Source organism: Fimbriimonadaceae bacterium (genome assembly GCA_019454125.1).
GTDB lineage: Bacteria > Armatimonadota > Fimbriimonadia > Fimbriimonadales > Fimbriimonadaceae > JALHNM01.
On record CP075365.1, the window covers coordinates 2,155,132 to 2,171,232 of the forward strand.

A 16,101-nucleotide genomic window follows, 5' to 3' on the forward strand; every position below is an offset into this window, starting at 1 on the left:
CCTTTTGCTTGCCGTTTCTACGGTTCTGCCACAGCGCCGCGCCATTGCGTCGCCATTAGGCTTATACCTTGGGAGAGCAATCCCGGCCCGGTCCCAGGATGATGCCCAAAAGGACTCAAAAGAGCCTATGGGGCGAGCGCGGTCTGGGCCAAGCGGAGCGCGGTCTGGTGGACCAACCGGCACCCTAACCCCTGGCAGACGGCCAGGGCCCTGGCCCGTCGCTCCGATGCTTCCAGCCTCTTGCCCATAAGGTCGTGCAGGCGGGCCGAGATCTCGAGCCGGGCCGCCTCGTCGATCGCCATCGTGGCTTGGACCGCATCGGCGACCGCGGCCGCCTGTTCAAAGTCCCCACGGAGAAAGGCGTGCCGAATCCGGCCGATCTCGACATAGTAGGCCACCTCTTTGTCCGTGACCGTCTGCTCCGCCTGCTCGAAATGGCGGTGGCAGGCGTCCATCTCGCCGAGGCGGCTATGAGCGTCCGCGAGCAAGAGGTGCAGGAGGGGGCGATAGGCGCCGTCGGTCGGCCAGCGCTCGATCGCGTTCACCATCGCGCGCGTCTTCCTCGCGCCGTCGAGCGGGTCGTGGAAGACGTTCGCCAGACAGCAGAGCGCGAGCGCGCGCCAGCGTTCCGGGCAGTCCGCGCCGAGCGGCGAGAGGACGTTGTAGGCCTGGAGCGCGACCCGACTGGAAAAGACGTCGTGGCCCCTGAGCACAAGTGAGGACGCATAGACAAGAAGGCAGACTCCCAGCATCCTGCGGGCGACGGCCGGGCGCAGCGCCAACGAAGCGACCGCGCGGCGAAGGCGAAGGGTGTCCAGGTCCGACCACGCGCGCCCGTCCCAAAGGCCGCTCGTCCGGAGCCAGACCCAGCCGTCCTCGACCCCGTCCGGGATGCGGAGGTCCATATCCGGCACTTCGCGCCGGGCCAAGGCGCTGCCCTCCTTGCGGTCGGCGCCCATCGTGACGGCGATGCCGGCGAGCCGGGCGGGTTCGGGCCAGCGAAGCCCGCGCTCATAGGCGGAGAGCAGGCTCGGGCTCATACCGACCCGGCGGGCCGCCTCGGATATCGAAAGGCCGCGCCGGAGCCTGATGCACCGCAAAATCTCGCCGGCTTGCGGATCTAAGTCGAACCCCGGCGCGAAGGTCGCGTGCACCTCTCGGATCGGGCCCCGCGGGGTCGGCGTCACCCGGACTTGCGCCGAGCCAGCTCGCGCGGCAAGGCGTCTCTTTTCTGCCGGCGACAGGCCCCCACTGCGCCGATGGCATACGTTCACTGGTTGTTGACCTGGACTTATCTTACACGGAGGACCTAGGTCGGCACAAGTAGGTAAATCTTACGACATACATCCTGATGGTTTTCCGGGTCCGGAACTTGCCGGGCCAAACCGTGCGTAAGCCACAACGTGACGCCCTTGCGAACGATCGCGATTTCGATCTCCCTTGGTCTCTTTTCCCTTTCCCTGGCTCAAGAACCCACAGTTTCGCTCGCCTGCGAAGGCTGGACCGTTCCCCAGGTGCTAGAAGGCTTAAGCGCTAAGACGGGTCAAAAACATTCTGCCGACGCCTCTTTCGCGTCCACGCCCTTGCTGATCGCGGCCAAGGAAGTCGACGCGGCCACCTTGCGCGAAAAAATCGCGGCGGTGGTGGCGGGCTCCTGGCGGAAGACGGAGGGCGGTTATATCCTGGAGCCGGACGCCGCCGCCCTGAACCGCCGCAAGGCGGAGGCGGTCCAGCGACGGGCGAACGCCCTGGCCGAGTCGCTCAAGAAGCGGTTGGACTCGATCAAACCGGCCGTCTGGGACCGGGAGTCTGCGCGGAAGGCCATCGGCGAAGAACGGCGTCGGCGCGAGGAAATGAACAAGAACTTCCAGGGCCAGGACTTGGGCGGGGGCAACGCCTTTGCGATCTCGGTGAACGGCGGCGGGAACTCCCAGGGGCCGGCCGAGGGGGCGCTGGTGGCGGCCCTCAGGTCGCTCTCGCCGCACGACCTGGCAAACCTGCAACCGGGCGACCGCATCGTCTATTCGACCCGCCCGACGGCCCGCCAAAAGCCGACCCAGTTTGACGGCACAGCCGCCCTCGCTCGGTTCGTCGACGCCTATAACGTGATCGCGGACGAATCGAAGGGGTTCGCGGACGAGTTCGTGAACGTGCGCCATATGGGTGGCCTCCCCCTAGGCGCGGAGCCGATTTCCGCCGCCACGTGCAAGTTGCTGCTGGTCGTCAGCCGGCCACCGATCGGGGACGGCATTGAAATCGTCGTCAAGGTCGCGGACGCGGCCGGCAAGATCGTGGGCAGCGCCGACGCCTCGTTGGGCGCGGCGAGCAGCGTGGATGCCCCCGCCCTGGCCGAGCGTCTGGCGAAGGCCAAGGTCCGCCAAAGCGCCCTGGGCCGCGAACTTGCCGCAGCCCTGGCCGATCCGGACACCGCCAACAGCGCGCAAGTGATGACGGTCCGCATGGGTGCGGGCACCGCCTTCGTCGCGTCGCCGTTCTCGCACCTCGCCCCGCTTCCCCTCTCGGACGAGCTGGCCGCTGCGATCCTGGACCCGGCCCGCTTTGACCCTGCCAAAGTCCTTCTGGGCGGGCCGCTCCAGAACCTGCCGGCAGGCATGAACGTGGTCGCCTCGGTCCCGGACGCCGCATTGAAAGGCGCCTTGCGCGAGCTCGCCAGCACGGAGGCGACTTACCAAACTCTGCTCAACGCCCTTGCCCGCGGCGGCTATCTTACGGTGGATTCGGCCGAGGACTGGCTTACGCTATCACCTCGGAACCCGGTCGATGCGGCCCGGCTTCAAGCCCCGCGCAAGGAGACCACCGAGTACCTGGGAGCGATAAAGACCAAGGGCTATGACCGCCTTTTCGAGGCGGGCCGTTTTGCACTGGCCCTCGGCAAGAACCCGACTGCGGAGAACCTCGCCTTCGCCTACATCCGGGCCTATGCGCCCGTGCAGTTCGGGCGACTTCGGTTCTGGGCCGAGCAGGGCCTGGAGCACTTGCAGCTCTACGCCCTGCTGACCCAGGGCCAAGTGGAGGCCCAATTGGGCGAAGCGCAGGCGTACCGCCTCGCCACGCTCGACCCAGGCAAGCGCGGCCTTCTGGAACGTCTGGTCTACGGAGCTTCTGGCTCCGCCCGCATGGGCCTGGGTTTTATGTCCCTGGGCATCCGGGCGGAGAGCGGGGGGAGGCCCGGTGGCCCGCTCGATCTGAGCGAGCGGCTCTCCTCCGAGCCAACGGAGGCCTTTCCGCAGGGACTCCCCGGCGAGGCCGTCCTGAGGATCCAGCCAGAGGAGTCTGAGGCCGTCTTCGGCACGGTCCCCAGGGTGCGTGGAGGGAGGTTCTATTCGGCGGAGACGCTGGGAATAGAGCAGGCCTTCGGCAAGAACGGCGACCTGGCCCCCTCGGCTTCCCTTCCGACCCTCTTCCAGCAAGCCCGCCAGCGGACCCTCACCATGACCTGCTCGATCGGGGACCAGACCCTGGACTCTACGGACTTCGACGACGCGTGGGTGGTGGCCGGTTCGCTGCCCGTGGACTTCGCGCGGCTCCCGGATGACTTCAAAGAACGGGTGGCGAACCAGCAGGCGGCGATGGCAGAGCGGCCCCTGCGGATGGGGCCAGGGCGAATAAAACCGCCCCTCTAAAATGGTCGACGCCCCCTGCCTGCGGGGGCGTCTTTACCTCTCCTGTTATGGATGTTATCGAGCGCGTCGGGCAAATGCCAGACCGATGCCCATAACCAGCGGAAGCACCCCTCCCGCCATGTTGCGGACCGTTTCGGCGCCGGTCGGGTTAGCCGCCGAAGCTATTCCGGCGAGGAGAACCAGGGTGACCAGAGCGACGTTCCGTGTCCGCATGGAGACAAGAGAGTCGCACCCTGCGTGCCAAGGCCCTCCGGAGCGGGGCATTTCTGGCACAGTTTCGGGGTGTTCAGGCTGCGATGCCGAAGGCTTCTTGAGCCCGGTCGATCTCCTGACGGACGACCTCGATGATGATCTGGAACTGCTCGGGCGGGAGTCCGATGACCTCCGAAACTTCGGCGGAGACGTCGTGGTTACCCGGAATCTTGCTGTGCTCGAACCCGGCTCGGTTCGCCAAGGCGTCTGCCGCGGCGACAACGCAGGTCGTTTCGTAGTACTCCTCGTCCGAGATCGGGTCGACTGAGAACCGGATGGCGCGGCGGATCATCGGGCTCAGCCCCCATCGGTCGGCCAAGACCCAGCCCACGTCGCAATGGCTGAAGCCCGCGACTTCAATGGCGACGTGGTGGAGCGGACGCTTCAATTCGATGCAACGAGTAATGATCGTGTTTAACTCGTGCGCCATAAACTTGTCCATTATAAGAATGCCGACGTCGTGCATGAGCCCGGCGCAGTAGAGCTCTTCGGCCTTCAAGGGGGAGCGGATCTTCCCGATGATGCGGGACGCGGTGGCGACGGCGAGGCAATGGCGCCAGAATCCGAGGCGCTCGAAGCTTTCGCACTTGCTCCGGCCAGAGACCATCTGCTGCATCGCCGCGCTGACGACCAGGGACCGGACGGTGGTGAGGCCGAGGAAGCTGATGGCCCGGCCCACCGTCGGGATATTGGGAGAGCCGTAGTACGCCGAATTCGCGACACGCAGGATCTTCGCAGTGAGGGCGGCGTCCCGCTCGATCGCCCGCTCCATCTCGCGGGTGCTGGCATCGGAGTCGTCGGCAAGCCGCAAGACGGTGCTTGCCGCCTGCGGCAAGACCGGCAAGTTTTCGCTGCGAGACATCCTGATTTCCAGGCTCGCGAGGTCCATAAGGAGATTGTCGGCGCAAGCCGTCAAAATTTACGACAATTTTCCGAAGACGGCGGTCCTTTTTCCACGTCCGTTTGGGAGGGCGGAACCTGACGATGGTACACTCATGTTCTTGAGTGTAAGGGCATCATGACGCGTGACTACTACGAGGTGTTGGGAGTCCCTCGCCACGCCGACGAGAAGCAGATCAAGTCGGCCTATCGCAAGCTCGCCCGGAAGTACCACCCGGACGTCAATCCGAACGACCCTTCTTCGGAGGCCAAGTTCAAGGAGATCGGCGAAGCCTACGCTGTTCTGGGCGACGAGGAAAGGCGCAGGAAGTACGACCGCTTCGGCAGCCGGTTCGAGGAGGCTGAGCAGTACGGGGGCGGCGGCTTTCAGGTCGAAGAGGGAGACTTCGACTTCGGCTCTATATTCGGCTCGATCTTCGGGGGTTTCGGGGGTGGTGGCGAAGCCTTCACCCGGCTCCGGGGGATGGAGCCGCACGACGTCGAGCATGCGATCGAGGCCACGCTTGAGGAGATCGACTCGGGCACCTCGCGGACGCTGACTTACCAGACCCAAGACGCCTGCCCGACGTGCCAAGGGACGGGGCAGGTCACGCTGGGCGACGCCCGGCGGCGTGGGGTCTGCCCGACCTGCCGCGGGACGCGGACCGTCGCGAACTCCCGGCGCATCCAGCTAAAGATCCCTGCCGGGTTCGAGGACGGAAAAAAGCTACGGGTGCCGGGGGGCGGGGCCAAGGGTTCCAACGGCAAGTCCGGAGACCTCTTCGTCGCCGTGCGGGTACTGCCGCACAAGCTCTTCAAGCGGAAGGGTGAGGACACCGAGGTGAGCGTCGACCTTCCCTTCACCCTGGCCGCGCTAGGCGGGCAGGTCCGGGTGCCTACCCCGCGCAGCGCGGGGCACATCACCGTGCCGCCGGGGACCCAGACGGGCCAAATTTTCCGCCTGCGCGGACAGGGGATCACGAAGCTCAAAGGAGGGCGGGGCGACCTGCTCGCCCGGGTGCGGATCACCGTCCCCGAGAAGCTGACCGATAAGCAAAAGAGACTGCTGCAAGACTTCGCCAAAACGGAGGAAACGTCGTGAGGAGTCGGCAGCACCCGGTCTATATGATCGGGGTGGCCGCGGAGCTCTGCGGGGTGCACCCACAGACCCTCCGGCAATACGAGCGGCTCGGCTTGGTCGTCCCCGCCCGAGTCGGCACCAAGAACCGGCTTTACAGCGACGAAGACGTCCAACGGGTGCGCCGCATCCAACGGCTGACCCAGCAGTTGGGAGTCAACCTTGCGGGGGTCGAAATCATCCTTCGGCTGCTCGACGAGATGGACGAACAGCGGATGGACTTTGAACAACAAATGGAAGATTACGCCACCGAAGTTGAACAAAGGGTGCAGAACATGCTCCAGAACACGAACGTCCCCGTCCGCACCGACGGCCGCCTGTTGCCCGTTCCGAAGTACCGTCCCGCGCGAAAGTCCGATCTTTAACCGACACGTCGCGGGGGTTGGTGCCGATAGAATAAGCAGAGATGTTGAGCCTTGCCCTCCTTGTCGCCGCCAACCTTGGCCTGGACGTCCGCACCGAAGTGCCCTACCGCACGGTCGGCGGAAAGACGCTGATGATGGACATCTACAAGCCGAAGGGCGAGGCCGAGGAGGAGATCCCGATGGTCGTTGTGATCCACGGCGGGACCTGGATGGCGGGCAAGCGGCAGGATATGGCGGCGATTTGCCAGGCCATCGCCCGCGAGGGGATGGCGGCCGCGACGGTGGATTACCGCTTGGCCCCGAACAGCCGCTGGCCCGCGATGATCGAGGACTGCCAAGCGGCGGTCCGCTTCCTGCGGGCAAAGGCGGACGACTACGGGCTCGACACGGACGCCTTTGGCTCCTGCGGGGCGAGCGCGGGGGGGCATCTGGCGCTGCTGCTGGGCTTGACCGACACCTGGGAACAAGACCCCGCCGACAACCCCGACCAAAGTAGCCGGGTGGGCGCGGTCTTCAACCTCTTCGGCCCGGTCGACCTCACCCAAGACTTCGATGTGAAGCTTGCCGACTTCGTCAGCAAAGCGGTGATCGGCAAACCCTACGCGGACTCCAAGGAGGAGATCGCCAGGTTCAGCCCGATCACCTACGTCGACGGCACCCAGCCCCCGATCTTCACCCTGCAGGGCGAGGCGGATACGGTCGTGCCGTTCCGCCAGGCACAGCGGCTGGACGAGGCGGTGAGGGCCAAGGGCGGGACGCATGAACTCACGCTCCTCAAGAAGATGGGTCACGGGATCGATGAGAAGGACCCCGAACAGATGAAAGGCGTGAAGGCGGGAATCGACTTCCTGAAAGACCTTCTTCTCCGCAAAGTTGCGGGAACACTGCGCGGTTAGGCTGGAAAAACGCCGGGCGTCCAGTAGAATCTCCTGCGTGTTTTCGCTGTTCTTGCAGGCTTCAGAGGACGCTGCCCTAACGGACCTGGCCGCCCGCCTCGCCGTCGCGGACTCCCGGGTCGCGGCCCATTCCGCTTCCCTCGCGGCCCGCTTGGGGCTTCCCATGCGAGGGACGAACGCGAACGGCGACTTCCAGCTTGCCGGCTGGGAAGTGGGGCCGGTCTATCGGCAGACGTGCAACCTGGGCACGGCGAAAACGATAGGCGCGGACCTTGTCTGGCCGAACGGCGGCGCAGGATATTCCCTCACGGGCGCGGGCCTGAAGGTCGGCGTCTGGGACAGCGGCCCCGTCTTCGCCCACAGCGAACTCACCGGACGGGTCACCGTGATCGACAACGGCCAGCCCGTCAGCGGCCACGCTACCCACGTGGCCGGGACGATCGCGGCGACGGGGGCCGACCCAAACGCAAAGGGCATGGCGTACCAGGGCCTGATCGATTCGCGCGATTGGAACAACGACCTGGCCGAGCTTGCGGCCGCCGCGGCCGCCGGGCTCACCCTCTCCAGCCACTCGTACACCGCCGTCTGCGGATGGAGCAACAACTACTTCGGCGACGGAAAGTGGGCATGGTTCGGCGATCCTGCGATCTCCCAGACTTCCGATTGGAAGTTCGGCTTTTACGACGCGACCGCCCGCGACCTGGACAGCGTGTGCAGAACCGCGTCCCGGCTGCTTCCGGTGGTCGCGGCAGGCAACGACCGCTCGGACACCGGCCCCGTCCCAGGCACGCCCTACTGGCTCGTGACCAACGTGAAAGTGCTGAGCACGGACGTGCGCAACAAGGACGGGGGGACCCTGGGCTACGACAGCCTGCCCATGGGGATGCAGACGGCCAAGAACCCGCTCTGCGTCGGGGGCTGCGCGAAAATCCCGAACCGGTATGGCAAGCCGGGAGACGTGGTGCTCGGGCCCTATAGCAGCTCGGGACCGACGGACGACGGCCGCATTAAGCCGGACCTCGTCGCGCCCGGCACCGGGGTCTATTCGATCTTCGAGGACCAGCGCTATGGCGAGTTGACGGGGACTTCGTCCTCTGCCCCAACGGTGGCCGGCGGCTTGAGCCTGGTGCGGCAGCGCTATCGGCAGACCCACGGCAACGCGGATCCTCGGGGGGCGACCCTGAAGGCGCTCGCGGTCCACGCAGCGCGGGAAGCCGGCCCCTACGAAGGGCCGGACTATCGGTTCGGCTACGGTCTCTTCGACGCGGCCGCGGCGGCGCGGCTCGCCACGTTCGACCAGCAAGTCACCAACACGGTCCTGGAAGGGACGCTGACCCAGGGCGGGGTCTTCACGACCCAGATCCAGTGCGACGGCGACCAGCCGGTCAAGGCCACCCTCGTGTGGATGGACGAAGCGGGGCCCGTTCCCCCGGTCAGGCTCAACCCGGCGACCCGCATCCTCGTGAACGATCTGGACCTGCGGATCGTCAAAGGCGCCTCGATCGCCCTCCCCTGGACGCTCGATCCAGCCGCCCCCGGCCGCGCCGCCGTGCGCGCGGACAACTGGCGCGACAACGTGGAGCAAGTCGTCTTCCCCACCAGGCCGGAGGGTGTCTACACGATCCGCGTCACCCACAAACGCACCCTGACGAGGGCGCAGCCTTTCTCGTTGGTCGTGACCGGGGCCAACCCGCCCTTGGCGCTGGCCGCGAAGCCCAACCGCGTGAAGGGCGGCTCTCCCAACGTGGTGACCGCGACGGTCGACGTCGGCATCCCCGCGTCGAAGGGCTTGGTGCTCAAGCTGACCTCCGACAACGCGGCTGCGAAGGTGCCCGCCACCGTCGTGGTCCCGGCCGGCGCGACGCGCGCCACCTTCACGATAGACCACTCCGCCGTGACAGTGGACCAAGTGGTCAAGATTTCCGCGCTGGGCTCCGGAGTGACTCGCCAAGTGACCCTGACGCTCGTCAAATAGCACCCGGCCCGATGGGTTTTTGAACCCGGAGGGCCGGTAAGATTAGGGCATGGCCCTCGCCAAAAAGACGGTTCGCGACGCGGAGGTTTCTGGCAAGACGGTGCTCGTCCGGTGCGACTTCAACGTGCCGCTGGAAGGCGCGCGCATCACGGACGACCGCCGCATCACGGAAGCCTTGCCTACCATAAGGCTCCTAGTCGAGAAGGGGGCGAAGGTCGTGCTCTGCTCGCACTTGGGCCGGCCGAAGGGGGTGACGCCCGAGTTCTCGCTGAAGCCGGTGGCCGACCGCTTGGGCGAGCTTCTCGGAAGGCCGGTCTCCTTGGCGGGGGACTGCGTCGGGCCCGAGGTAGAGGCGGCGGTGGCAGCTTTGGATGCGGGCGGCGTCCTGCTGTTGGAGAACGTCCGGTTCCACCCGGAAGAGGAAAAGAACGCGCCGTCATTTGCCGCCGAACTGGCGAAAGGCAAAGATCTCTTTGTGAACGACGCCTTCGGCACGGCCCACCGGGCGCACGCCTCGACCGAGGGCGTGGCGCGGGTGCTCCCTGGCTATGCGGGGCTTCTTATTGAAAAGGAACTGCAGTACCTGGGCGAGGCGCTCCACGACCCGGCGCGGCCGTTCGTGGCGGTGCTCGGAGGCGCAAAGGTCGCGGACAAGATCAAGGTGATCGATAACCTGTTGCCGAAGGTGGATAAGCTCCTGATCGGCGGCGGGATGGCGTTCACCTTCCTCAGCGCCCAAGGGTTCGAGATCGGGATGTCGCTCCTGGACTCGGACAGCGTGGACTATGCGAAAGGCGTGCTGAAGCAGCACGCGGGCAAGCTCATGGTGCCGGTGGACGCGGTGGTCGCACCGAGCTTCAGCGAAGAAGGGCCGATCGCGGTGGTCGACGCGAACAAGATCCCGCCGGACCAGATGGGGCTGGACATTGGGCCGCGCACGGCCCTCTCCTTCCGAGAGACAGTGGCGGCAGCAGGCACCGTGGTCTGGAACGGCCCGATGGGCGTCTTCGAGATGCCGGCCTTTGCCGAGGGCACAAAGGCGCTCTGCCAGGGCTTGGCCGAGTGCAGGGGGACGACCGTGGTCGGCGGCGGGGACAGCGCCTCGGCGGCCGAGATCTTTGGCGTGGCCGACAAGGTGACGCACGTCAGCACCGGCGGCGGCGCCTCGCTGGAATACCTCGAGGGCAAGGAACTGCCCGGTATCGCCGCGCTCCAGGACGCGTGATGACGAGCGAGACCCTTCGGATGGAGACCCTGATCGGTGCGGACGACCTTGCCCGGCGGTGCCGCGAGCTCGCGCAGGAGATCGACGAGGTTTATGCGGGAGAGCCGGTCGTCCTGATCGCCGTGCTGAACGGGGCGTTCGTCTTCGTGGCGGACCTGGTGCGGCATATGCAGACCCCCCTCACGGTCGATTTCGTGCAGATCGGGACATACGCCGACCGGACGGAGTCCAGCGGGGTCTTCCGGTTCAAGAAGGACCACGAGACCAATATCGAGGGGCGGCACGTGCTGGTGGTGGAGGACATCGTCGACACGGGCCATACGCTCAGCCGGCTCACCGAGCTCCTCAGGACGCGCCAGCCCAAATCCCTGCGGGTCGCGACGATGCTGGACAAGCCTTCCCGCCGGGCCCACGAGGCCCTAGTGGATTTCGTCGGGTTCGAGGTCCCCGACGTCTTTGTGGTAGGATACGGTTTGGATTACGCGGAAAGGTTTCGTAACCTTCCTCATGTAGCCGTCCTGGGCTTTTGAGCTTCCTGCCCAACTCCCCAGTTCTCCATCACCAGCTCGGCTTCGTCAGCAACGGCTTTCCGCTTGGCGAGACCACCTACGAACGAAACGTCACCGAATGACGCACGTATTCCGACCCCGAAAATCCGAGGCCGGCTCTGGCAAGCGACGCCGCCACCGCGGCCCGCGCGAAGAGCGCCCGGACGTCACTAGCGATCTCGAGAACCTTCCCGAAATCGACTACAACCATTTCGACAGAATGTCTCCCACCGAATTGGCGAAGGAGGCCAAGAAGCAGAAGATCTCTATCGACCAAGACCGCGCGGACGTCATCGAAGCGCTCTTGGAGAAGGCGAACGCCGAGCACGAGGCGATCTATCGCCGCGGCATTCTAGAGATCCTGCAAGACGGCTGGGGGTTCTTGCGCCGGCCGAACTACCAGCCTTCCAACGACGACGTCTACGTCAGCCAGTCGCAAGTCAAGCGGTTCGGCCTGAAGGCGGGCGACACGGTCTATGGCCAGGTGCGCGCGCCAAAGGAAGGCGAGAAGTATTACGCGATGCTGCGCGTGGAGAGCGTGAACGGCTTCGGCAGCCAATCGCCCGAGATGCTTTCCCGGCGCGATTTTGAGCAGCTCACCCCGCTCTTCCCCGACCGCCGGATGAAGCAGGAGACCGAGCCCGAGAAGATCGTAGGCCGCATCATCGACCTGATCGCGCCCATCGGCAAAGGCCAACGCGGCCTCGTCGTCGCCCCGCCGAAGACGGGCAAGACCACGATCCTGAAGTCGATCGCAAACTCGATCACCACAAACGAGCCCGACGTCTATTTGATGGTCCTGCTGGTCGACGAGCGCCCGGAAGAGGTCACCGACATGAAGCGGTCCGTAAAGGGCCAGGTGATCAGCTCCACCTTCGACGAACCCGCCGAGAACCATATACGCGTCACCGAACTCTGCCTGGAGCAGGCCAAGCGCTTGGTCGAGGCCGGTCGCGACGTCGTCATCCTCCTGGACTCGATCACGCGCCTTTCGCGCGCCTCCAACCTCACGATCAACCCGAGCGGGCGCACCCTTTCGGGCGGTCTAGATCCGGCGGCCCTCTATCGGCCGCGCCGCTTCTTCGGCGCCGCGCGCAACATCGAAGAAGGGGGCTCGCTCACGATCATCGCCTCAGTCCTCATCGAGACGAACTCGAAGATGGACGAAGCGATCTTTGAGGAGCTCAAGGGAACGGGCAACATGGAGATCGTGCTGAACCGCGACCTGGCGGAACGGCGCATCTGGCCCGCCATCGACGTCCGCTCGTCCTCGACACGCCACGAAGAGGCGCTGTTCGACAAGGGACAGCTGGAGGCGGTCTACCACCTTCACCGCATCCTGGCGAACAGCCAGAACACAGTGGACGCGACGGACCAGCTGATCAAGCTGCTCAAGCGGACGCCCACCAACAACATGTTCCTCGAATCGGTGATCGCCAAGACGCGCGCAACCGTTTGACGTCGTCGTTTCGTCCCTCGCGCATTTGTCAGAGTCCTCTGGCAAATGGCGGGCGCGGTCCCTAGCCCGGAACAACGCGGACATTATGGGAGTATGCTGGGCAAGTTAGGATAGAAGTTGCTTAGTCACACAACTCCCAAATACGCGGCGGTCTTCGTCGATTTCGAAAACTTATACTACGGGCTCTATAACAGTCTTCCCGACGAGATTGATAGTGGCGACCAAGTCGTCCAAGTCGTTCGAGACTTGCGCGGATTGCTGTTGGAAAAGTATGGCGAACAATGCATCATTTCGCACGCTTACGCCGACTTTGAGCGCATAGAGTCGGATGTCCAGGGCCCCCTTTACCTGAGCGGGGTCGAGACGCACAACGTCTTGGGGACTGAGCACAAGAACGCGGCGGACATGCGGCTTTGCATCGATGCCCTGGAAACCATGTACACGCGCCCGGACATACAAACCTTTGTGTTCCTGGCGGGCGACCGTGACTACATCCCTGTCATCCAACACCTTAAGAAGCACGCCAGGACGGTGCGCGCCCTTGCGTTCTTGGACAACATGTCCGGCGACCTCCTGCAGAACGTTGGCGAAGAATATTTCATCGACGCAAAGACGCTTTTGCTGCCAGAAGTAGCCGCTAAGCTCGGGACAAAGCCGAAGCGAGAGCCTAAGCCGATTAGCCAAGAAGCCGTGAAATGGATGGTCGCAGAAAGGGCGAAGACTGACTATGGGACCAAGTTTAGGACGCCGAAGTCACTCATCGAAGAAGACGACGTCATTGCGGTAAAGATCCTTCTTGCGGAGTTCGGCCACCACCGCGAAGTCTTCGTCACGCCTTTCCTTCATCGACTGCGAAACGACCTGCCGCACCTCGCCGAACACGAGCGCAAGAAGCTCATTACCCGCCTCGAAGACAGCGGCATAGTGGCGATCTCAAAAAGAGAAGGCGTCGACCGGTTCACTGGCGAGCCCAACGTCTACTCGGTGATCATCATCAACTGGAACCACCCGGACGTTCAAGACCTGAACCCGGGGTAGTGCCCGGTCGGGCCGGGGCGGGAAGCGGTGTGCGGCCAATAGACCGTGTTCCGCGGACACCCCCCTTGACCCCCAGGGCCGGTAGGGACTACCCTACGGGGATGGCAACCCAAGAGTTCAGCTTCGACATCGTTTCGAAGGTCGACCTGAACGAAGTGAAGAACGCGGTCAACCAGGCGCAGAAGGAACTGGAGAACCGGTACGACTTTCGCGGCAGCGCCGCCAAAATCGACTACGACGAAGAAAAGATAGGACTTGTCGCGGACGACGAGTTCAAGCTGGACCAGCTTAAAGAGATCGTCTTCAGCAAGCTGCTCAAGCGCGGAGTCGATGCCCGGAGCATCGAGTACGGCAAGATCGAACCGGCAGCCGGGGTCACCGTGAAGCAGGACGTGACCTTCAAGCAAGGCATCCCTCAGGACCAGGCGAAGGCGCTCTCCAAGCAGATAAAGGACAAAGGGCTGAAGGTGAACGCCCAGATCCAGGGCGACCAGTTGCGCGTCACGGGAAAATCGAAGGACGACCTGCAGAAGGCGATCCAGTTCGTGAAAGGGCTCGACCTTCCCTTCCCGGTCGATTTCATCAATTACCGCTAGGCCCGAAACCTTTCGCGCTGCTCACGAGTAAAAGGGGACATGAAGCCGGCACGTCTCGTTGCCCTCGTCGCTATGGTCTCCATCGTGGGCACCATGCTGGCCCTTCCCTTCGCCTGCGTGGGGATGACATTGGGCACAAAACCCGTTTTGGCCGGCGAAGAGGCCCGGAGGGTCGTGCATATGGAGCTTGCCTTCCCGGAGGAGGGCGGCATCATCGTTGGCGGCCCGATCAACCTTGAGTGGTCGCCGGGCGCGGAGACCAAGATCGAGTTTCGCGGGGACAAGGCGATCGTCAAGTACTGCCGGGCCGAGGTTGTCGAAGACTCGATCAAGATTTGGCTTGAGGACGCCGGCCCCAGTTTCGGCGACGTGACGGCCCTTGTCTCCTCGCCGCAACCCCGGTCCGTCTCCTCGTCAGGGTCGGGCGACGTCACGCTTTCGGGCCTTTCGGGCGGGCGGCTCAAGTTCTCCATCGCAGGATCTGGCGATGGCACGCTAGAAGGGGCCCTCGACGCCTTGGATGTCTCGATCGCCGGCTCCGGCAGCCTGGACGCGGAGGGCTTGAGCAAGCTGGGGGAGACGGACGTCAGCATCGCGGGCTCGGGCGACGTGGACCTGCCACAACTTTCGACGCTCAAGGTCTCGATCGCGGGCTCCGGTTCGGTCACCTATGACGGCGAGCCGAAGGTGAGCAGCACCATCTTAGGCTCGGGCGCGGTGCGCCGCCGCTAGATTCTGCGGACGAACTCGGCGAACGCGCGCAAGACCTTGCCGCGGTGGCTCACCCGGCTCTTCTCCTCGGCCGTGAGCTGGGCCATGGTCCGACCAAGCTCCGGCAAGTAGAAGACAGGGTCATAGCCGAAGCCCCCTTCGCCTTTCGGCTCCTCCGCGATCCGGCCCTCGCACGAGGCCGAGAGCACGCGGGGCCAATCCCCTTCCAACCCGACACCGGGCGGAGGGGCCAAGGCGCTGAAGCACTGGAAGCGGGCCGTGCGCTTCTCCGTCGGCACCCCCCTAAGCTTTTCCAGAACGAGGGCGATCTTCTCAGGGAAGGTGGTCTCCGCTCCGGCAAAGCGCTTGCTCTGCACGCCGAGGTCCCCGGGCAGGGCGTCGATCTCCAGCCCGGCGTCATCGGCCAAGGCCCATTCCCCCGTGGAGGCCGCGCCCGAGCGCGCCTTGATCAAGGCGTTCTCGCGGTAGGTATCGCCCGTCTCCTCGGGCTCCGGGGCGCCGGGAAAGTCGGCCAGGGAGAGCCACTCGATCTCGGGTAGCTCCTTGGCCAAGATCGCGGCCATTTCCCGGGCCTTCTTGGCGTTATGGGTGGCGATGACGATGCGTCGGGGCGCGGTCAGAGGCCGAGGGTCTCCTTTTGCAACGCGATGAGCTCCGCGACGCCCTTCTTCCCGAGGGCGAGCATCTTGCCGAGAGCCTCCGCACTGAAGGGGGCGCTCTCCGCCGTCCCTTGGACCTCGACGAACTTGCCCGAGGCGGTCATCACCACGTTCATGTCCGTGTTCGCCTTCGAGTCCTCGTCATAGTTCAGGTCGAGGACTTCTTGGCCGTTGAAGATGCCGACGCTGACCGCGGCGATCGGCTCGTTGATGATGGCGCGGCGCAGCATCCGGCGGCCCAGCATCCACTCCATGGCGTCGTAGAGGGCGATGTAAGCGGCCGTGATCGAGGCGCAACGAGTGCCCCCGTCGGCCTGGAGCGCGTCGCAGTCGATCGTGATCGAGCGTTCACCCATGGATTCCAAGTCCACCACGGCGCGGAGCGACCGGCCGATCAGACGCTGGATCTCAAGGCTCCGCCCATTTGCACCACGGTTGGAGTCGCGCTGGTTGCGGTCGCGCCCGGAGCGCGGCAGCATGGCGTACTCAGCCGTGACCCAGCCTTGCCCCGTGCCTTTGATGAAAGGGGGGACGCGGTCTTCCACCGTCGCCGTCACGAGAACGTGGGTGTCGCCTTGGCGGATCAAACAGGAGCCTTCGGCGAACTTGGCAAATCCTCTTTCTAGGGTCACCGGCCTCATCTGGTCCGGCGCCCGACCGTCGGGTCGCATTGGGCGCAAGTGTAACCGATTCGA

Annotated in this window: 15 protein-coding genes; 11 read left to right on the forward strand and 4 right to left on the reverse strand. The window is 64.8% G+C overall.

Translation table 11 applies throughout. The features are described from left to right. Positions 1 to 125 precede the first annotated feature (125 nt). Complete coding sequence (locus tag KF733_10515) at positions 126 to 1,187, reverse strand: helix-turn-helix transcriptional regulator (protein ID QYK55434.1); 1,062 nt, start codon at positions 1,185 to 1,187, stop codon at positions 126 to 128. Between the two features lie 225 nt (positions 1,188 to 1,412). Between KF733_10515 and KF733_10520 the strand changes: the two genes are divergently transcribed. After that, complete coding sequence (locus KF733_10520) at positions 1,413 to 3,644, forward strand: hypothetical protein (protein QYK55435.1); 2,232 nt, start codon at positions 1,413 to 1,415, stop codon at positions 3,642 to 3,644. Positions 3,645 to 3,930: 286 nt separating this feature from the next. Here KF733_10520 and KF733_10525 read toward each other — a convergent pair whose 3' ends face one another. After that, complete coding sequence (locus KF733_10525; protein QYK55436.1) at positions 3,931 to 4,785, reverse strand: HDOD domain-containing protein; 855 nt, start codon at positions 4,783 to 4,785, stop codon at positions 3,931 to 3,933. A 129-nt stretch (positions 4,786 to 4,914) separates the two neighbouring features. On the opposite strand from KF733_10525, the gene KF733_10530 reads away from it, so the two are divergent. From KF733_10530 to KF733_10575, 10 genes are all read left to right on the forward strand, one after another. Then, complete coding sequence (locus KF733_10530) at positions 4,915 to 5,877, forward strand: J domain-containing protein (GenBank protein QYK55437.1); 963 nt, start codon at positions 4,915 to 4,917, stop codon at positions 5,875 to 5,877. Then, positions 5,874 to 6,278: a helix-turn-helix transcriptional regulator gene (locus KF733_10535; GenBank protein ID QYK55438.1), complete on the forward strand. Its 405-nt coding sequence runs from the start codon at positions 5,874 to 5,876 to the stop codon at positions 6,276 to 6,278. Before KF733_10530 ends, KF733_10535 begins: the two co-directional genes overlap by 4 nt. Before the next feature lie 41 nt (positions 6,279 to 6,319). Further along, entirely contained in the window at positions 6,320 to 7,174 is an 855-nt protein-coding gene (locus tag KF733_10540; GenBank protein ID QYK55439.1) for an alpha/beta hydrolase, read from the forward strand. A gap of 37 nt (positions 7,175 to 7,211) precedes the next feature. Beyond that, complete coding sequence (locus tag KF733_10545) at positions 7,212 to 9,149, forward strand: S8 family serine peptidase (GenBank protein QYK55440.1); 1,938 nt, start codon at positions 7,212 to 7,214, stop codon at positions 9,147 to 9,149. A 49-nt stretch (positions 9,150 to 9,198) separates the two neighbouring features. Next, positions 9,199 to 10,374, forward strand: a complete 1,176-nt coding sequence (locus KF733_10550; protein ID QYK55441.1) for a phosphoglycerate kinase — start codon at positions 9,199 to 9,201, stop codon at positions 10,372 to 10,374. Continuing rightward, positions 10,374 to 10,904, forward strand: coding sequence for a hypoxanthine phosphoribosyltransferase (gene hpt / locus KF733_10555; GenBank protein QYK55442.1), 531 nt, complete (start codon positions 10,374 to 10,376; stop codon positions 10,902 to 10,904). The genes KF733_10550 and hpt overlap by 1 nt, the downstream gene beginning before the upstream one ends. A 97-nt stretch (positions 10,905 to 11,001) precedes the next feature. After that, complete coding sequence (gene rho / locus KF733_10560) at positions 11,002 to 12,381, forward strand: transcription termination factor Rho (GenBank protein QYK55443.1); 1,380 nt, start codon at positions 11,002 to 11,004, stop codon at positions 12,379 to 12,381. A 117-nt stretch (positions 12,382 to 12,498) separates the two neighbouring features. After that, positions 12,499 to 13,419 (forward strand): NYN domain-containing protein, encoded by a 921-nt coding sequence (locus KF733_10565; protein QYK55444.1) that lies wholly within the window; start codon positions 12,499 to 12,501, stop codon positions 13,417 to 13,419. Positions 13,420 to 13,520: 101 nt separating this feature from the next. Then, positions 13,521 to 14,015 (forward strand): YajQ family cyclic di-GMP-binding protein, encoded by a 495-nt coding sequence (locus tag KF733_10570; GenBank protein ID QYK55445.1) that lies wholly within the window; start codon positions 13,521 to 13,523, stop codon positions 14,013 to 14,015. A 39-nt stretch (positions 14,016 to 14,054) separates the two neighbouring features. Beyond that, positions 14,055 to 14,747: a DUF2807 domain-containing protein gene (locus tag KF733_10575; GenBank protein ID QYK55446.1), complete on the forward strand. Its 693-nt coding sequence runs from the start codon at positions 14,055 to 14,057 to the stop codon at positions 14,745 to 14,747. Here KF733_10575 and KF733_10580 read toward each other — a convergent pair. Together KF733_10580 and rph are read right to left on the reverse strand one after the other, a co-directional pair. Next, a complete protein-coding gene (locus KF733_10580) occupies positions 14,744 to 15,310 on the reverse strand; it encodes a non-canonical purine NTP pyrophosphatase (protein QYK55447.1) in 567 nt (188 codons plus the stop codon). The two genes, KF733_10575 and KF733_10580, sit on opposite strands and share 4 nt — an antisense overlap. A 53-nt stretch (positions 15,311 to 15,363) precedes the next feature. Further along, a complete protein-coding gene (gene rph, locus KF733_10585) occupies positions 15,364 to 16,077 on the reverse strand; it encodes a ribonuclease PH (protein ID QYK55448.1) in 714 nt (237 codons plus the stop codon). Positions 16,078 to 16,101 lie beyond the last annotated feature (24 nt).

What these genes read in the sequence shown, in the direction of transcription:
- KF733_10575 (QYK55446.1), top strand. Translation starts at nt 14,055, where the DNA reads ATGAAGCCGGCACGTCTCGTTGCCCTCGTCGCTATGGTCTCCATCGTG.
- KF733_10530 (QYK55437.1), top strand. Translation starts at nt 4,915, where the DNA reads ATGACGCGTGACTACTACGAGGTGTTGGGAGTCCCTCGCCACGCCGAC.
- KF733_10525 (QYK55436.1), bottom strand. Translation starts at nt 4,785, where the DNA reads ATGGACCTCGCGAGCCTGGAAATCAGGATGTCTCGCAGCGAAAACTTG.
- KF733_10540 (QYK55439.1), top strand. Translation starts at nt 6,320, where the DNA reads ATGTTGAGCCTTGCCCTCCTTGTCGCCGCCAACCTTGGCCTGGACGTC.
- rho (QYK55443.1), top strand. Translation starts at nt 11,002, where the DNA reads ATGACGCACGTATTCCGACCCCGAAAATCCGAGGCCGGCTCTGGCAAG.
- KF733_10580 (QYK55447.1), bottom strand. Translation starts at nt 15,310, where the DNA reads ATGGCCGCGATCTTGGCCAAGGAGCTACCCGAGATCGAGTGGCTCTCC.
- KF733_10550 (QYK55441.1), top strand. Translation starts at nt 9,199, where the DNA reads ATGGCCCTCGCCAAAAAGACGGTTCGCGACGCGGAGGTTTCTGGCAAG.
- rph (QYK55448.1), bottom strand. Translation starts at nt 16,077, where the DNA reads ATGCGACCCGACGGTCGGGCGCCGGACCAGATGAGGCCGGTGACCCTA.
- hpt (QYK55442.1), top strand. Translation starts at nt 10,374, where the DNA reads ATGACGAGCGAGACCCTTCGGATGGAGACCCTGATCGGTGCGGACGAC.
- KF733_10570 (QYK55445.1), top strand. Translation starts at nt 13,521, where the DNA reads ATGGCAACCCAAGAGTTCAGCTTCGACATCGTTTCGAAGGTCGACCTG.